This is a genomic window from Luteimonas sp. GW821-FHT14E02 (genome assembly GCF_058803905.1).
The window spans coordinates 306,925-320,285 of sequence record NZ_JBXAPK010000004.1; the positions used below are offsets into that span (position 1 = coordinate 306,925).

The window sequence follows — 13,361 nt, forward strand, 5'->3', positions numbered from 1 at the left end:
GATCATGCGGAGACCGGCGATGCGAACCGAGGCGAAGTGGTTGCCGACCCTGGCTGGCGTGATCCTGACCGGCATGGTCTGGGGGCTGGAGGTGTCCGCCGCCGAACCTGGGCCACCGCCAGCCATCGCCACGATGTCCGCCGCCGAATGCGAGGTCTGGATGCGCGAGCGCAGCTTCGCGCAATCGGTGGCCGATCACGATGCGGCCGCGTTCGCCGAGCATCTCCACCCTGGCAGCGTGTTCATCGGCGGGCCGCAGCCGCTGCGCGGCGCGAAGGCGGTGACCGAAGGCTGGGCGCCGCTGGTGAAAGGGGAGGCAGTGCGGCTGCGCTGGCACCCCGAGCAGGTCGTCATCGGCGGTGATCCGGACATCGCCCTGTCGATGGGGCCGTACTGGCTGGAAGACCCGCGGCCCGGCGCTGATCCGCGCTATCGCAGCGGCCGCTTCATCTCCACCTGGAAACGCGATGCGAACGGGATCTGGCACGTGCTGTTCGACGGTGGCGGCGGGAACGAGGCCAAGCCTGCCAGCGAGGCCGAGATCGCCGCCCTCAAGGCCGCATTGCCAGCGACCTGTCCGCGTGCGTGACTGAGCGCACGTCCTCGCGCTCATCCTCTGTGTCCGCTCAGCCGCCGTTGTGCGGGCCGGGCGTAGCGTCAAGTCATCCGGCGGCGCTGCCGCCGTGCCTTTCCTCCACATCGATGCGAGGTGCGAAATGAAACGACCAGCTTTTCCACAACTGCTTCTCCTGATCCTGATCGGCGGCTTCGCGGGCATGGCCGCCGCCCAGACGCCGGCTCCGGCGACGACGGGCGACGATGGCGCGACTGCAGCCGTCACCGCCATTGGCACGAGCGCCACCGACAACGTCAACAGCCGCAACTGCCTGCAGGACACCGGCTCGCGCATCACCGCCAGCGCCAATGCGAAGGCCCGCAAGGCGGGCAAGAAAGAGCGCGAATGCGCCAACTCGCCGGGACGTTCGTACTCGAAGGAAGATATCGATCGGACCGGTCAGACCGATATCGCCTCGGCGCTGCGTCAGCTCGATCCATCGATTCGCTGAAATTCGCGATTCCCGCACCTCCAGCGCCCGGCTTCGTGCCGGGCGTTTTCTTTGCGGCGTGGGATCGGCCGCGCTTTGCGCCGAGAAACAGGAGCAGGGTGCAGGCGAAACGTCTTCCGATGAGGCTCATGCGGCTCTCCGATGCCCTGTTTCGAGCGTCCCGGTGGCGCTTGATTCGGGGCGTACCGGAACCTGTGACAAACCTCGGATGCGTTCAGTTCTCTCGTGGCGAATATTCGCGGTGGTTTGGCGGCGACGCGGACAGGCACTCATAATTGCGGTTCACGACTTCGCGGACCCGATTCCATGAGCACTCGCATCGATCCTTCCCGCCAGATCCGCGCCCCGCGCGGCACGACGCTGACCTGCAAGAGCTGGCTCACCGAAGCGCCGTTCCGCATGATCCAGAACAACCTCGACGCCGAGGTGGCCGAGAATCCGGCCGAGCTGGTGGTCTACGGCGGAATCGGTCGCGCCGCGCGCGATTGGGAGTGCTTCGACGCCATCCTGCAATCGTTGAAAACACTCGGGGACGACGAAACCCTGCTCGTGCAATCAGGCAAGCCGGTCGGGATCTTCCCGACGCATTCGGACGCACCCCGTGTCCTGATCGCCAACTCGAACCTCGTGCCGGCCTGGTCCACCTGGGAGCACTTCAACGAGTTGGATAAGAAAGGGCTGATGATGTACGGCCAGATGACGGCCGGTTCCTGGATCTACATCGGCTCGCAAGGCATCGTGCAGGGCACCTACGAAACCTTCGTCGAGATGGGGCGCCAGCATTACGGCGGCGACCTGACCGGCAAGTGGATTCTCACCGCCGGCCTTGGCGGCATGGGTGGTGCGCAGCCGCTGGCGGCATCGCTGGCCGGCGCCAGCAGTCTCAACATCGAGTGCCAGCAGTCGCGCATCGATTTCCGTCTCAAGACACGCTACGTCGACGAGCAGGCCGATGATCTCGACGACGCGCTCGCACGCATCGAGAAATACACGAAAGCCGGCGTGGCGAAATCGATCGCATTGCTCGGCAACGCCGCGGACATCCTGCCGCAGCTGGTGGAGCGTGGCGTGCGGCCGGATGCGGTCACCGACCAGACCAGCGCGCATGATCCCGTGCATGGCTATCTGCCGATCGGCTGGACTGTCGAACAATGGCTCATCGAGCAGAAGCAGCATCCGGAAAAGGTGCGTGATGCCGCCAAGAAGTCGATGCGCGTGCACGTCGAGGCCATGCTCGCCTTCCAGAAGCAGGGCGTGCCGACGTTCGATTACGGCAACAACATCCGTCAGATGGCGAAGGACGAAGGCTGCGCGAACGCGTTCGATTTTCCGGGTTTCGTGCCGGCCTACGTGCGTCCGTTGTTCTGTCGCGGCGTCGGCCCGTTCCGCTGGGTGGCGCTGTCCGGCGATCCGGAGGACATCTACAAGACCGATGCCAAGGTCAAGGAACTGATTCCCGACGACAAGCATCTGCACAACTGGTTGGACATGGCGAGGGAGCGCATCAGCTTCCAGGGGCTGCCGGCACGCATCTGTTGGGTGGGGTTGGGGCAGCGCCACAAACTCGGCCTCGCGTTCAACGAAATGGTGCGCAAGGGTGAACTGAAGGCGCCGGTCGTGATCGGCCGCGATCATCTCGATTCCGGCAGCGTCGCATCGCCCAACCGTGAAACCGAGGCGATGAAGGATGGCAGTGATGCCGTTTCCGACTGGCCGCTGTTGAACGCAATGCTCAACGTCGCTGGCGGCGCCACCTGGGTGTCGTTGCATCACGGCGGCGGCGTGGGAATGGGATATTCCCAGCATGCTGGCGTGGTCATCGTCTGCGACGGCAGCGAGGCCGCCGACAAGCGTATCGCACGCGTGCTGTGGAACGATCCGGGTACCGGTGTGATGCGGCATGCCGACGCCGGATACGAGATCGCGCAGCAGTGCGCGAAAGAACAAGGACTGAAATTGCCGATGGAGCGCTGATCACGGAGGCGAGCCATGAGTTCGCCTTCGTCATTCGATCAATGGACTGAGTTGTCGCTTCAGGTTTTCTCGTATTTCCAGTCGCGGCCTTTTCCTTCGGCGATCCATTCGACGGACTGCACGACACGCCGTTCGCGGGTCTCCTCGCGCTTGGCCTCGGCGATCCATTCGATGTAGTCGCGCTGCTTGCTAGGCGGGAACTTGGCGAAGTGCGCCTGGGCCGAGGCGTTCTTCGACAGTGCCTTGGTCAAATCGTCGGGAACTTGCAGCGGCGGCTTCGGCTTATGGTTTTTGGTGCCGGGGCGCTTCGCGCCGGCATCGATGGCCTTGGCGGCCTGCTTGAGTTGCGCGATCAGGGCGCGTTTGGATGGCAAATCGGAAATCACGGTGATTCGCCCATAGTGGCCCATGGCCTCGCCGCTTTTGTCCGTCGCCTGGTTTGTCTTGCCGTCGCCGGTGGCGCCCAGCATGGGCACGACGAACGCGGCATGCTGCTTGAACGCGGACATGCCGACCAGGATCCTGCCGCCGTGGGTGAAATGCGGAAAGCCCCATTTGATGGTCTCTTCGACATCCGGGCAGGCCTCGTGCACGATGGCGCGCAAGTGTTCGAGGATCGGGCGGGCGAAGGGCGCGGACTTGGAGATGTAGGCGGTGATCCGGTCATCGCGAGGGGGCATGGACAGGCCTCAGGCGAATACGATGTCGGGGCGAGATTCTACGGGGATCGGGTCTGCTTGGCGCAGTCTGTGAGACTGGCAGAACGATAGAATCAGACCTCATTTAGCCGCATCGCTGCAATGGCATGCGTCCATGATCACAAGGAGGGGGGATGATCGTTCCACAGTACTGGGCCGAAGCCAGGTTGCAGCAGCGCAAGGGGAAACAGCAAGTCACGGTCCGCCGGTTCGGCTGGTCCGACGAGAGTCAGGAAGCCGCGCAGGTACATGCCGATGCACGAGTGCGTGAAGCCATGGAGCAGGTACTGGCCGGCAAGGAAATGCGGCGTCGCGATCACAAGATTTCCTACAACGGTGCCGAAGGTTTGCCCATCCGCGAGGAGACCGTGGACCGGCATGGCGATGTGGTCATTACTCGCAACAGCTACGGCGCCCTGTGTCTCAACACGCCGGATGTTCTGTTCGCCGACATCGATTTCGAGGATCCGGGTCCCAGTGCGCGTCTGTATGGCTGGTCCATTCTGTCGATGGTCATGATCGCGATCGCGATCGGAATCTGGAGAGGGTCGATCTTGCTCCCGGTGATCTTGACCATTCCAGCCCTGCTGATCGGTCAGGGTATCGCGGTTCGTGTGCAACGTAGCTTGTGGGCCAGGGAAGGCGGGCCGGAACAACGCGCACAACAACGATTGGACGCATTCCTGCAGTCGAACCCGGACTGGCGCGTAGCCAAGTACAACACGCCGGCAGGTTTGCGGATCCTGGCCCTGCATCGCACGTTCACGCCGAATGAACCCGCGGTGCAAGCCTGCTTCGATGCGCTGGGCGCGGACGGCATCTATGCGCTGATGTGCAAGCGGCAATCGTGTTTCCGGGCGCGATTGACTCCGAAACCCTGGCGCATCGGCATTCATTTCCACATGCGGCCTCACCCCGGCGTCTGGCCGGTCAAGCCGGAACATATGGAGGGACGCCGTCGCTGGATTCGTGAATACGAGCATGCTTCCGTTACTTATGCGGCATGCCGCTACGTTGGCGAAGCGGGGAATGGTGCAATCGATGAAAAGGCGGACGAAGTCCGGAAGCTGCACGATCGTTTCTGCAAAGCGCAGGAGAATCTTGCGATCGCGTGATGCTGCGGAATGGCAACGCCGTTCCGGCATCTGAAGATAACCGTTCGTCATGTCTTGCCTAATGCATGACGCATGCGTTCCGAATCCGAAAGTTACATCGCGTTACAAATGCATTTTTTCGAATTCTTGACGCGCGCGGTTTTTCCACTAACCCGCTTTTTACATGCCGTGCAAATCGCCCTGCTACAAGTTGCGCCACTTCACGCGGGGAGTCTGTCATGCGCATCAGCATCATCGGAGCCGGCTTCAGTGGAACCGCACTTGCGACGGAACTGGCGACGCCGAACGACTCCGATCTCGACGTCTGTCTGGTCGGCGTGCGCAATACGTTCGGACGCGGTGTGGCCTATGGCGAATCGCGGCCGGAACATCTTCTCAATGTGCGCGCGCGGCAGTTGGGCGCGAGCGCGGACAATCCGGGCGAATTCGCCGACTGGCTCAACCTCACCGAACGCGGACGTGACAGCTTCCTGCCACGACTGGCGTACGGCGAATACCTACAGGACCGCCTGCAATCGGCGCAGGCGCTATCGTCGAATCTGACCTGCCTGGAGTACGAGGCGATCATGATCGAGCGGCAGCCGGGCGGCTTCCGCATTCATCTCGCTGACGGCAGCGATTTCTTCAGTGATCGCGTCGTGCTCGCGCTGGGCGCGCTGCCGCCGCAGCGGTTGGCCGGGGTTGGGCCGCGGCTGGCCGCGCATGCGCGCTACATCGGCTGGCCGTGGCAGGATGGCGCGATCGACCGTATCCCGTCCGATGCGCGGCTGTTGATCGTGGGCACCGGCCTGACGATGGCGGACGTGGTGGCGACGCTGCGACGCCGCGAACATCGCGGTGCGATCACGGCGGTTTCGCGACATGGCCGTCTGCCGCAACATCATCTGCCCGAGCCGAGCCCCGCGATCGAGCTGCCTCCACACCTGCGACGTGCGTTGGCGACGCGCGACGTCGGGCAGTTGTTGCGTGCGATCCGCTCGCTGGCGCCTGTGGTGCATGACTGGCGCAGTGTGATCGATGCCCTGCGGCCGCACACGCAGGCGTTCTGGACAAGCCTGTCACTGGCGCAGCGCGGGCGTTTCGTGCGGCATGTGCGCTCGTACTGGGAAATCTTCCGCCATCGCCTTGCCCCGCAGGTGGCCGCGGAGCTGGACGAGCTACAGGTGAGCGGCCAGCTGCGGATCAGGGCAGGGCGCCTGTTGCGCGCGGGACTTTCCACCGACGGGAGCGGTGTCGACACCTTGATCCGCGATCGCGGGCAGACGCGCATGAACAGCGAGCACTACGATTATCTGATCCGTGCGACCGGGCTGGACACGGACATCTCCCGCACCACGCATCCCCTGATGATGCATCTGCGCGAATCGGGCCTGGCGCGCGCCGATGCATTCGGACTGGGCGTGGAGACGTCGTCTCGGTACGAGGTGGTGGATGCTGCCGGCCGGGCCGTGTCCGGGCTGTATTGCCTGGGGCCGTTGCTGCGCAGCCGGCTCTGGGAGATCACGGCCGTTCCCGAGCTGCGCGCCTCGGCGCGTGAACTGGCTACGCACTTGCTCAAGGGCGAGGAGGCGAGCGCCCGCCCGCGACGTGCGGCGGCGACCGGCAGGAGTGCGGTGAAGGCATAGGACCTCGTCCCAAGGGGTAGCCGCTGCGGCCGCCTTTCCAGGGGACGGATTCCGGTTCGCGGGCCTCGTGCCGTGGCATAGGCCGGTCGGCCCATGCGTTCGCGGAAAACTCCCTCTAAGATGCGCGACGCTGGGACATGTCCACGAGGCCGCGGCCGTGTCGCGATCTCTTCCTCAAGACCGGAGTGATCATGAAGCCATTGACGCTGATGCTCGCCGTTGTACTCGCCACGACCGCCGCCGCCGCACAGGCGCGCGATGCGGAACAGGACAAATCCGAGATCCTGCGCGTGGAAGCCGCGCTGTGCCGCGCTTTCGAGCAGGGCGACGCGAAGGCCTTGCGCAAATCGCTGGACGAAACGTTCACGCTGACCGATTCGCGCGGCGTGGTCACGGACCTGTCGCAGAACCTCGCCGAAGTCGAGAAGCGCGATCCGCTCTATACGGAATTCCGCAATCACGGCCAGAACATCCGCCTGTACGGCGACGCCGCCATCGTCACCGGCATCACCACGGTGAAGGGGCGTTCCGGCGACACCCAGTTCTCGGGCGATTTCCAGTTTACCGATACCTGGGTTTATCGCGACGGGCATTGGAAGATGGTCGCCAGCCACGCTACCCGGTTGCAGAAATAGTATCGTCGCCGGCTCGTGCATGCCGGTAGACGGCGCTGAAGCTCCGAAACTAGCGGATTCACCAGCGGTTGGCATTGTCGAATCCGCTTCGCCATACACTTGAGTCTCTCTCCCATCACGGCCGCTGCATCGTGGCCCTGTCCCGGTAGCTCGCTTGCGTACCCTGAAGCTCCTTTTCCCATTGGTGGCCGGCCTGATTCTCATCGGCTGTCGGCAGCAGGTGCCTGCGCCCATACCGCTGCAGAAGCCGCTGACGGTGCCGGCCAACAGCGGTGAGGATAGCGGCGCACTGAGTAGCGACGCCAAGCCGGCCAAGGCGGCGCGCGTGGATGTGCTCAAGGGCACCGATTGGCCACCGATCCGGGTGACTTCGGGAGAAGCGTCCATCAGTTGCGAGGCCGACGATCCGCTGCCGGAAATCAAGATCGAACCGCCCGGCGTTGTGCAGGAACAAGAGGCGCCAGCGTCGACACCGAAGCCGGACGCGAAAACCGCGACCGCCGATGATGAAAAAAAGGCCGAAGGCGGCACGGCTGGTGAGAGGGAAGACACCGAAGAACCAATCGCACCGCCGACAGGGTTGCTCACCGATCTTGATTTCAAGAGCGTTTCGGAGACCATGACGTCCTGCCGCGATACGGGCCAGGTGCGCGTGCGTTACAAGGGCAAGATCGGCAGCGATTTTACCGCGCTCGTGCAACGCGTGGCGGCGATGGCCGATCGCCTGCACATCGGACGCCGCATTCTCGACATCGATTCCACCGGCGGTCGCGTCGAGGACGCCATGCCAGCGGGCGATGCCATCGCCGAATCGCAGTGGACGATCCGCATTCGCGAGAACGCGATCTGCCACAGCGCCTGCGTGCTGGTGCTCGCCGCCGGTGACGATCGCCAGATCGCAGGGCGCATCGGCATCCATCGCATGATCCGCGTCGGCTCGAAGGCGGACACGCGCGCAGAGCTGAGCCAGGAATTGCGCGAGGTCTATGGCGAGATGAAGGACTATCTCGAGCGCAACGGCGCTTCCGCCGCCGTGGCCGATCTGATGATGACGGTACCCAATCGCAGCCTGCGCCTGCTCACCGAGACCGAACTGAAGGAGTACGGGCTTTCCGGCGCCAACGCGGTGCAGGACGATCTCGACCGCATCCGCCTTGCGCGTCACTGCGGGGACAACTTCGTCAAACGCAGGGATGCCTATCAACGCGCCTACGACACCGAATGCACGGCGGCGGACCCATCTTCTCCACAGAGCCTCGAGTCATGCGCGCAGCCGCTGCGCGAACGCTACGGTTTCCCCGATGAGAAGTGCCTGGCGGAAAGTCCGATGGCCGTGATCCCGCTGCAGCCAGCAAGCGCCACAAGCATCAACCGCTGACCCGGATCTCCGTGTCGCCGGTCTGCACGGTCTGCCCGGCGCGAATCTTGCAGGTCTTGCGCAGCTCGACCGCGCCGTCCACGCGCACCAGCCCCTGGGCGACCATGGCCTTGCCGGCACCGCCGCTATCACAGAGGCCGGCGAGTTTCAGCAGCTGGTTGAGCTCGACGTAATCCCGGTCAAGCTGGAAATCGATGTGGTGCATGGAAAGGAAGAAAGGCGAATGGATTCCACAGTGTCGCAGTGCACCGCGCCGGATGCACGAAAAGACATCGGTAGCGGTTATTTCTGCAATGTGTGACGAATTTCACGTGGGCGCGGTCGGCGGGCTTGTCGTAGACTCGCTGACCTCCGCACCCTTTCGCAAGGAATGTTCATGAAGCTTAGCCGCCTTCTCCTGCCCCTGGCTCTGCTCGGTTGCATCGGAAGCGTTTCCGCGCAGCAGGCCCAGCCCTCGCGTCCGGCGCCGACACAGGGCCAGCAGGGCGCCGCGGCGAAGCCCGCGCAGCCCGCATTGACTCCAGAGCAGCAGGCGCAGCTCGCCAAGCAGAACGCACAGATGACCCAGGCCGCGCAGCAGGTCATCCAGATGGTCGATGGCAATCGCGTCGGCGAGATCTGGGATTCCGCCTCGGCGACGATGAAGCGTGCGGTGACGCGCGACGAGTTCGTCAAGCAGGTCACCATTGATCGCAACAAGCTCGGCAAGCCCGCCGCACGAGGACAGGCCGTGGTGACGCGCTCGCAATTCAGGGCGGGCGATCGCGTGCCGGAAGGGCTGTATCTGAACATCGCGGTGCCGACCAAGTTCGCCAATGCGCAGCAGCCGGTGCGCGAGCTGGTGTCCTTCCGTCTCGACGAGGACAAGACCTGGCGCGTATCGGGTTACAGCCTGCGCTGACAATCACTGCGACCGTCGCAAGGGAAAGGCGGAGCCGTGATGGCTCCGCCTTTTTCATTGCCGGGACGAATGCGGGTCTATTCGTGCTCGAATTCAGCGATCTCGTCCAGGATGCGCTGCGCCTTGCGGATGCCGCCGCCAGCCGCTTCGTCGTCCAGCCACTTGCCGAACCGCGCGCGACGGGGGTGATGCGACCAGCGGATAAACCAGACGCTTGCCAGCAGGCCGACCATCCCGATCGCTACGCCGCCCCAGATCACGGAAGGCGCCCTGGCATACAGATCCACGGCGACGAGGCCGGCCAATGCCATCAGTACCGGCACCCACAACAACCACCAGGCCAGGCCAATGACAGTGCCGTAGACGACGCGGAACCTGCGCACGGTGGCCAACTGCTTCTGGATATCCAGGACAGAGGCCGCGTAATCGATCCTGGCGATCATGGCGATGGAAATGCCGGCCATCGCGATCATCGCGATGCCGTAGAGATGGACGAGCACGCCCGCGATCAGGAGATGTGAAGTCTCCCAGAGCGGGAACCACACCGAGATTCCCAGCAGGATGAAGCACGCACCGAAGAAGATCTGCACGATCTGTCCACCCAGCAGCAAGTGCAGGCCGGAGCGCGCCTTTTCCAGTTTCCTGTCGCGGAGCAATTGAAGATTGATCGCGTCGTGACGTTGCAGGCGGCGATCCAGGGCTTGCCAGGTGGCTTTCAATTCGTCGAGTTCCATTGCTGATGTCCGGTCAGAGTTCGTTGCGGATGCGTTGCTTGAGGCGGCTGATCTTGGTGGTGACGTTGCTTTCGCCAATGCCCAGGATTTCGGCGATCTCGCGAGTACTGCGATCTTCCAGGTACAAGAGCATCAGCGCGCGATCGAGCCTGGGCAGCTGTCTGATGAAGCGATGCAGGGCGCGCACGCGTTGTCCGGACTCCAGGTCGATGCCGTTGTCATCGACGATGTCATGCAGCGCATCATCCAGCGCGACGGAGTGCTTGTTGCGGTAGGTGCTGCTTCGGACGTGCGAGATCGCCACATTCAGCGCGATGCGGTACATCCATGTCGAAAAGGTGTGCGCGGTGTCGTAGCGGGGGTACGCGCGCCAAAGCTGTGCCGCTATCTCCTGGGTCAGGTCCGCGCGGTCGTCGGGGCCAAAGGCATAGGTGCCGACCACCTTGAGCACGATGCCGCGATGCTCTTCGAGCAGGGTGCCGAATCGTTCCTTGGCGTCGGTCGTCATGGCGGCGGTCTGTTCCATCGAGCGCGTGGTCCTGGTGATTGTGCTTGCTTGGAAACGTGATTCGCATGGGGGCACGGTTTGTCACAGGGCCGCATCACGGGCGGCTTCCGAGGAGTGGGGTCATTTGCGCATGAGAATCAATATCGTTAAAATTCCATCCAGCCCGCGGTCAACGCCAGCCGATTCGTCGCCAGACCTGGCGTCAGCATCCTTTGACCCGGAACCTCCATGCCGATGTTTTCAATCGCGACATCTCTGGCCTTGTCGCCGAAGCGTCTGCCGCTCTTCTCCGTCCTGACGCTGTCCGTCGCGTGGAGTACCGCGTCCGTGGCGTCGGAAACGGATCAGGCCAAACAACTGGACACCGTGACCGTCACCGGCGTGCGCATCGACGATGCCGAGGGCGGCCGCATCGGCATGAAGATGGACGTGCCGTTGCGCGAGGTGCCGCAATCGATCAGCGTGGTGACGCTTGAACAGATGCACGAGCGCGGCGTTCAGACGATCGAACAAGCACTGCGCTATTCGGCCGGGCTGGCCGTGCCCTGGGGCAACGACGCGCGCTACGACTGGCTGTTCATTCGCGGCTTCGACGCCCTGTACGACACCTACCGGGACAGGCTGTCGCAGATTGGCGGCGACTACACGATTCCGCGCCTCGATGCCTATGCCTTCGAGCGCGTGGAAGTGCTGAAGGGGCCATCCGGTGTGATGTATGGCGCCGGCAGTCCCGGCGGCCTGATCAATCTCGTCAGCAAACGGCCACGCGAGGATCTCGACAACGAGATCGCGGCATCGATTGGTGCCTACAATCGTCGCGAACTGCGCGGCGACTTGAGCGGATCGCTCGGCGGCGGCTGGTTGTATCGTATCGTCGGCGCGGCCAGTGACAGCGAGGGCGAGATCGATTTCGAGCGCAACAAGCGCTATCTGCTGATGCCGTCATTGCGTTGGAGCAACGAAGAAACCTCCCTGGAACTGCAGGCGACAGGGCAGCGCCTCAGGCTGACGGCGCCCGGAACATCCGCGACGTTGTCGCGGACGCTGTTGCGGCAGTTGCGGGCGAAAGGGTACGAGCAGGAAATCGAGAGGGACCTGTATCTCGGTGAACCAGGTTTCGATCATTACGATGCCGATTACGGCTCGTTCGCATGGACGTTCGAGCACCGTTTCAACGATGTCTGGTCGCTGCGACAGAATGCGCGTTATCAGCGGATGTCGCTGGATTACAGATTGCACTATCTGGGCATGTTCGACGAGAACGGCGATCCGAATGAGGCGCCACGATCGAACATGGTCGTGGACGAGGGCACCAGGAGCCTGCTCGTCGATACTTCCGTTCAGGCCAGGATCGATGGCGATCGCGTCAACCACACGGTGATGCTGGGAATCGACTACCGCAAGCTGCGCAACAACGAGAATGATGGTTTCGGCTCGGGTACGAGCATCAATCTGTTCGATCCGATCTACGGCAGTCCCGTACCCCCGCCCACGCAGATGCAGACGCGCAGGATCACCGACGCACGTCAGGCCGGGGTCTATCTGCAGGATCACATCAAGTTCGACCAGCACTGGGTGCTACTGCTGGGTGGTCGCTACGACAAGGTGCGGCGCGAGATCGAGTCGCAAGGAAGTGTCGGAAACTTCGAGGATGAGGCATTTTCGGGCCGTGCCGGATTGGTTTATGTGGGCGAGGGCGGTTTCGCGCCTTATTTCAGCTACAGCGAGAGCTTCCAGCCGCTCAACAGCACCGACGCCACCACCAATCGTCCATTCAAGCCGGAAACCGGCCGGCAATTCGAACTTGGCGCGCGTTGGCAGCCGACGGGCAGTGCAGTCCTGATCAGTGCCTCCCTGTTCGATCTGCGCAAGCAGAACATGGTGATCACGGATGTGCGCGATCCCAATCTCAAGCATCAGCTCGGCGAGGTGCGTTCACGCGGGTTCGAGGCCGAAGCCAACACCCGGATCGCTGACGGGACGCAACTGACGGCGGCGTACACCTATCTCGATACCGAGGTGCTGAACGGTGATGCCTCGCAGCCGACCGGATCGCGCCTGGCGGGAATCCCGAAGCACTCGGTCTCGCTGTATGTCAGTCACAGCATCAGCAGTGGCCTCCTGCATGGGCTCGATGTCGGTGCCGGCGTGCGCTACGTCGGCAGCACCGTCAACGTGGCTGGGGAGCGCGACGTCAGGACGCCTGGCTATGCCCTGGTCGACGCGGGCATCCACTATCCGTTGGGCAATTGGACGTTCTCGCTCACCGGCAGCAACCTCGCCGACCGCGAATATGAAACCAACTGCAACCTCACGCTCTGCTATCGCGGTTATGGCCGCCGGCTTGATCTAGGGGCGAGCTATCGATGGTGAATGCCGCCCACGCACAAAAACCTTTCGTTCCGGATCGCAAGAAACGCCGTGGCGTGCATCCGTGGACCGCGACCGCGCGCGTGTTGGCTGCGCTGATCGGCGGATATTGGGTGGCCTGGGGCAGTACCGCATTTCTGACGCTCGTATTGCCGATGTCGCGACCGAATCGTGTGATCACGGCCAGCCTGTTGTGCTTCGCGATCTGGGTGGCGGCGGCGATGTACGCCTTCGCCGCGCGCAGCAACTGGCGGGTGTGGTGGGTATTGCTGTCGATCGGTGGCGTTTTATATGCGATCGCGCTTGCCTTCGGTACGCAGGCGATGCGGCCATGATCCAGACGAACAAGCGAGCCG

General features: G+C 63.3%; 14 protein-coding genes. 10 read left to right on the top strand and 4 right to left on the bottom strand.

Annotated elements, in window-relative coordinates:
* The first annotated feature begins 19 nt into the window (after positions 1-19).
* The 3 genes from AC1RNP_RS09090 (at position 20) to hutU (ending at position 3,041) form a co-directional block, all read left to right on the top strand.
* Positions 20-589: a YybH family protein gene (locus AC1RNP_RS09090; RefSeq protein WP_493050924.1), complete on the top strand. Its 570-nt coding sequence runs from the start codon at positions 20-22 to the stop codon at positions 587-589.
* A gap of 127 nt (positions 590-716) precedes the next feature.
* Positions 717-1,067, top strand: a complete 351-nt coding sequence (locus AC1RNP_RS09095) for a hypothetical protein (protein WP_493050925.1) — start codon at positions 717-719, stop codon at positions 1,065-1,067.
* Positions 1,068-1,373: 306 nt separating this feature from the next.
* Complete coding sequence (hutU, locus tag AC1RNP_RS09100) at positions 1,374-3,041, top strand: urocanate hydratase (RefSeq protein WP_493050926.1); 1,668 nt, start codon at positions 1,374-1,376, stop codon at positions 3,039-3,041.
* A gap of 59 nt (positions 3,042-3,100) precedes the next feature.
* On the opposite strand, the gene AC1RNP_RS09105 is transcribed toward hutU, so the two are convergent.
* Positions 3,101-3,721: a YdeI/OmpD-associated family protein gene (locus tag AC1RNP_RS09105; RefSeq protein ID WP_493050927.1), complete on the bottom strand. Its 621-nt coding sequence runs from the start codon at positions 3,719-3,721 to the stop codon at positions 3,101-3,103.
* A 152-nt stretch (positions 3,722-3,873) separates the two neighbouring features.
* Between AC1RNP_RS09105 and AC1RNP_RS09110 the strand changes: the two genes are divergently transcribed.
* The 4 genes from AC1RNP_RS09110 to AC1RNP_RS09125 all read left to right on the top strand — a co-directional run bounded on the left by AC1RNP_RS09110 (position 3,874) and on the right by AC1RNP_RS09125 (position 8,492).
* Entirely contained in the window at positions 3,874-4,854 is a 981-nt protein-coding gene (locus AC1RNP_RS09110; protein ID WP_493050928.1) for a hypothetical protein, read from the top strand.
* Positions 4,855-5,072: 218 nt separating this feature from the next.
* On the top strand, positions 5,073-6,479 hold the full coding sequence (locus AC1RNP_RS09115) for an FAD/NAD(P)-binding protein (RefSeq protein ID WP_493050929.1): 1,407 nt from the start codon (positions 5,073-5,075) through the stop codon (positions 6,477-6,479).
* A gap of 191 nt (positions 6,480-6,670) precedes the next feature.
* Positions 6,671-7,114 (top strand): nuclear transport factor 2 family protein, encoded by a 444-nt coding sequence (locus AC1RNP_RS09120; RefSeq protein ID WP_493050930.1) that lies wholly within the window; start codon positions 6,671-6,673, stop codon positions 7,112-7,114.
* Between the two features lie 184 nt (positions 7,115-7,298).
* On the top strand, positions 7,299-8,492 hold the full coding sequence (locus tag AC1RNP_RS09125; RefSeq protein ID WP_493050931.1) for a COG3904 family protein: 1,194 nt from the start codon (positions 7,299-7,301) through the stop codon (positions 8,490-8,492).
* On the opposite strand, the gene AC1RNP_RS09130 is transcribed toward AC1RNP_RS09125, so the two are convergent.
* Complete coding sequence (locus tag AC1RNP_RS09130; protein WP_493050932.1) at positions 8,482-8,697, bottom strand: RNA-binding S4 domain-containing protein; 216 nt, start codon at positions 8,695-8,697, stop codon at positions 8,482-8,484. The genes AC1RNP_RS09125 and AC1RNP_RS09130 overlap by 11 nt on opposite strands.
* A gap of 171 nt (positions 8,698-8,868) precedes the next feature.
* Here AC1RNP_RS09130 and AC1RNP_RS09135 point away from each other — a divergent pair, with 171 nt between their 5' ends.
* A complete protein-coding gene (locus tag AC1RNP_RS09135; RefSeq protein ID WP_493050933.1) occupies positions 8,869-9,393 on the top strand; it encodes a DUF4019 domain-containing protein in 525 nt (174 codons plus the stop codon).
* A gap of 77 nt (positions 9,394-9,470) precedes the next feature.
* On the opposite strand, the gene AC1RNP_RS09140 is transcribed toward AC1RNP_RS09135, so the two are convergent.
* Positions 9,471-10,127 carry a serine/threonine protein kinase gene (locus AC1RNP_RS09140; protein ID WP_493050934.1) on the bottom strand — a complete coding sequence of 219 codons (657 nt, stop codon included), beginning with the start codon at positions 10,125-10,127 and terminating at the stop codon, positions 9,471-9,473.
* A gap of 13 nt (positions 10,128-10,140) precedes the next feature.
* Complete coding sequence (locus AC1RNP_RS09145; protein WP_493050935.1) at positions 10,141-10,653, bottom strand: RNA polymerase sigma factor; 513 nt, start codon at positions 10,651-10,653, stop codon at positions 10,141-10,143.
* A gap of 210 nt (positions 10,654-10,863) precedes the next feature.
* On the opposite strand from AC1RNP_RS09145, the gene AC1RNP_RS09150 reads away from it, so the two are divergent.
* Together AC1RNP_RS09150 and AC1RNP_RS09155 are read left to right on the top strand one after the other, a co-directional pair.
* Complete coding sequence (locus AC1RNP_RS09150; RefSeq protein ID WP_493050936.1) at positions 10,864-13,008, top strand: TonB-dependent siderophore receptor; 2,145 nt, start codon at positions 10,864-10,866, stop codon at positions 13,006-13,008.
* The gene (locus AC1RNP_RS09155) at positions 13,002-13,340 is read left to right on the top strand and encodes a hypothetical protein (protein WP_493050937.1); all 339 of its coding nucleotides are present in this window, start codon (positions 13,002-13,004) and stop codon (positions 13,338-13,340) included. Before AC1RNP_RS09150 ends, AC1RNP_RS09155 begins: the two co-directional genes overlap by 7 nt.
* The last annotated feature ends 21 nt before the right edge of the window (positions 13,341-13,361 follow it).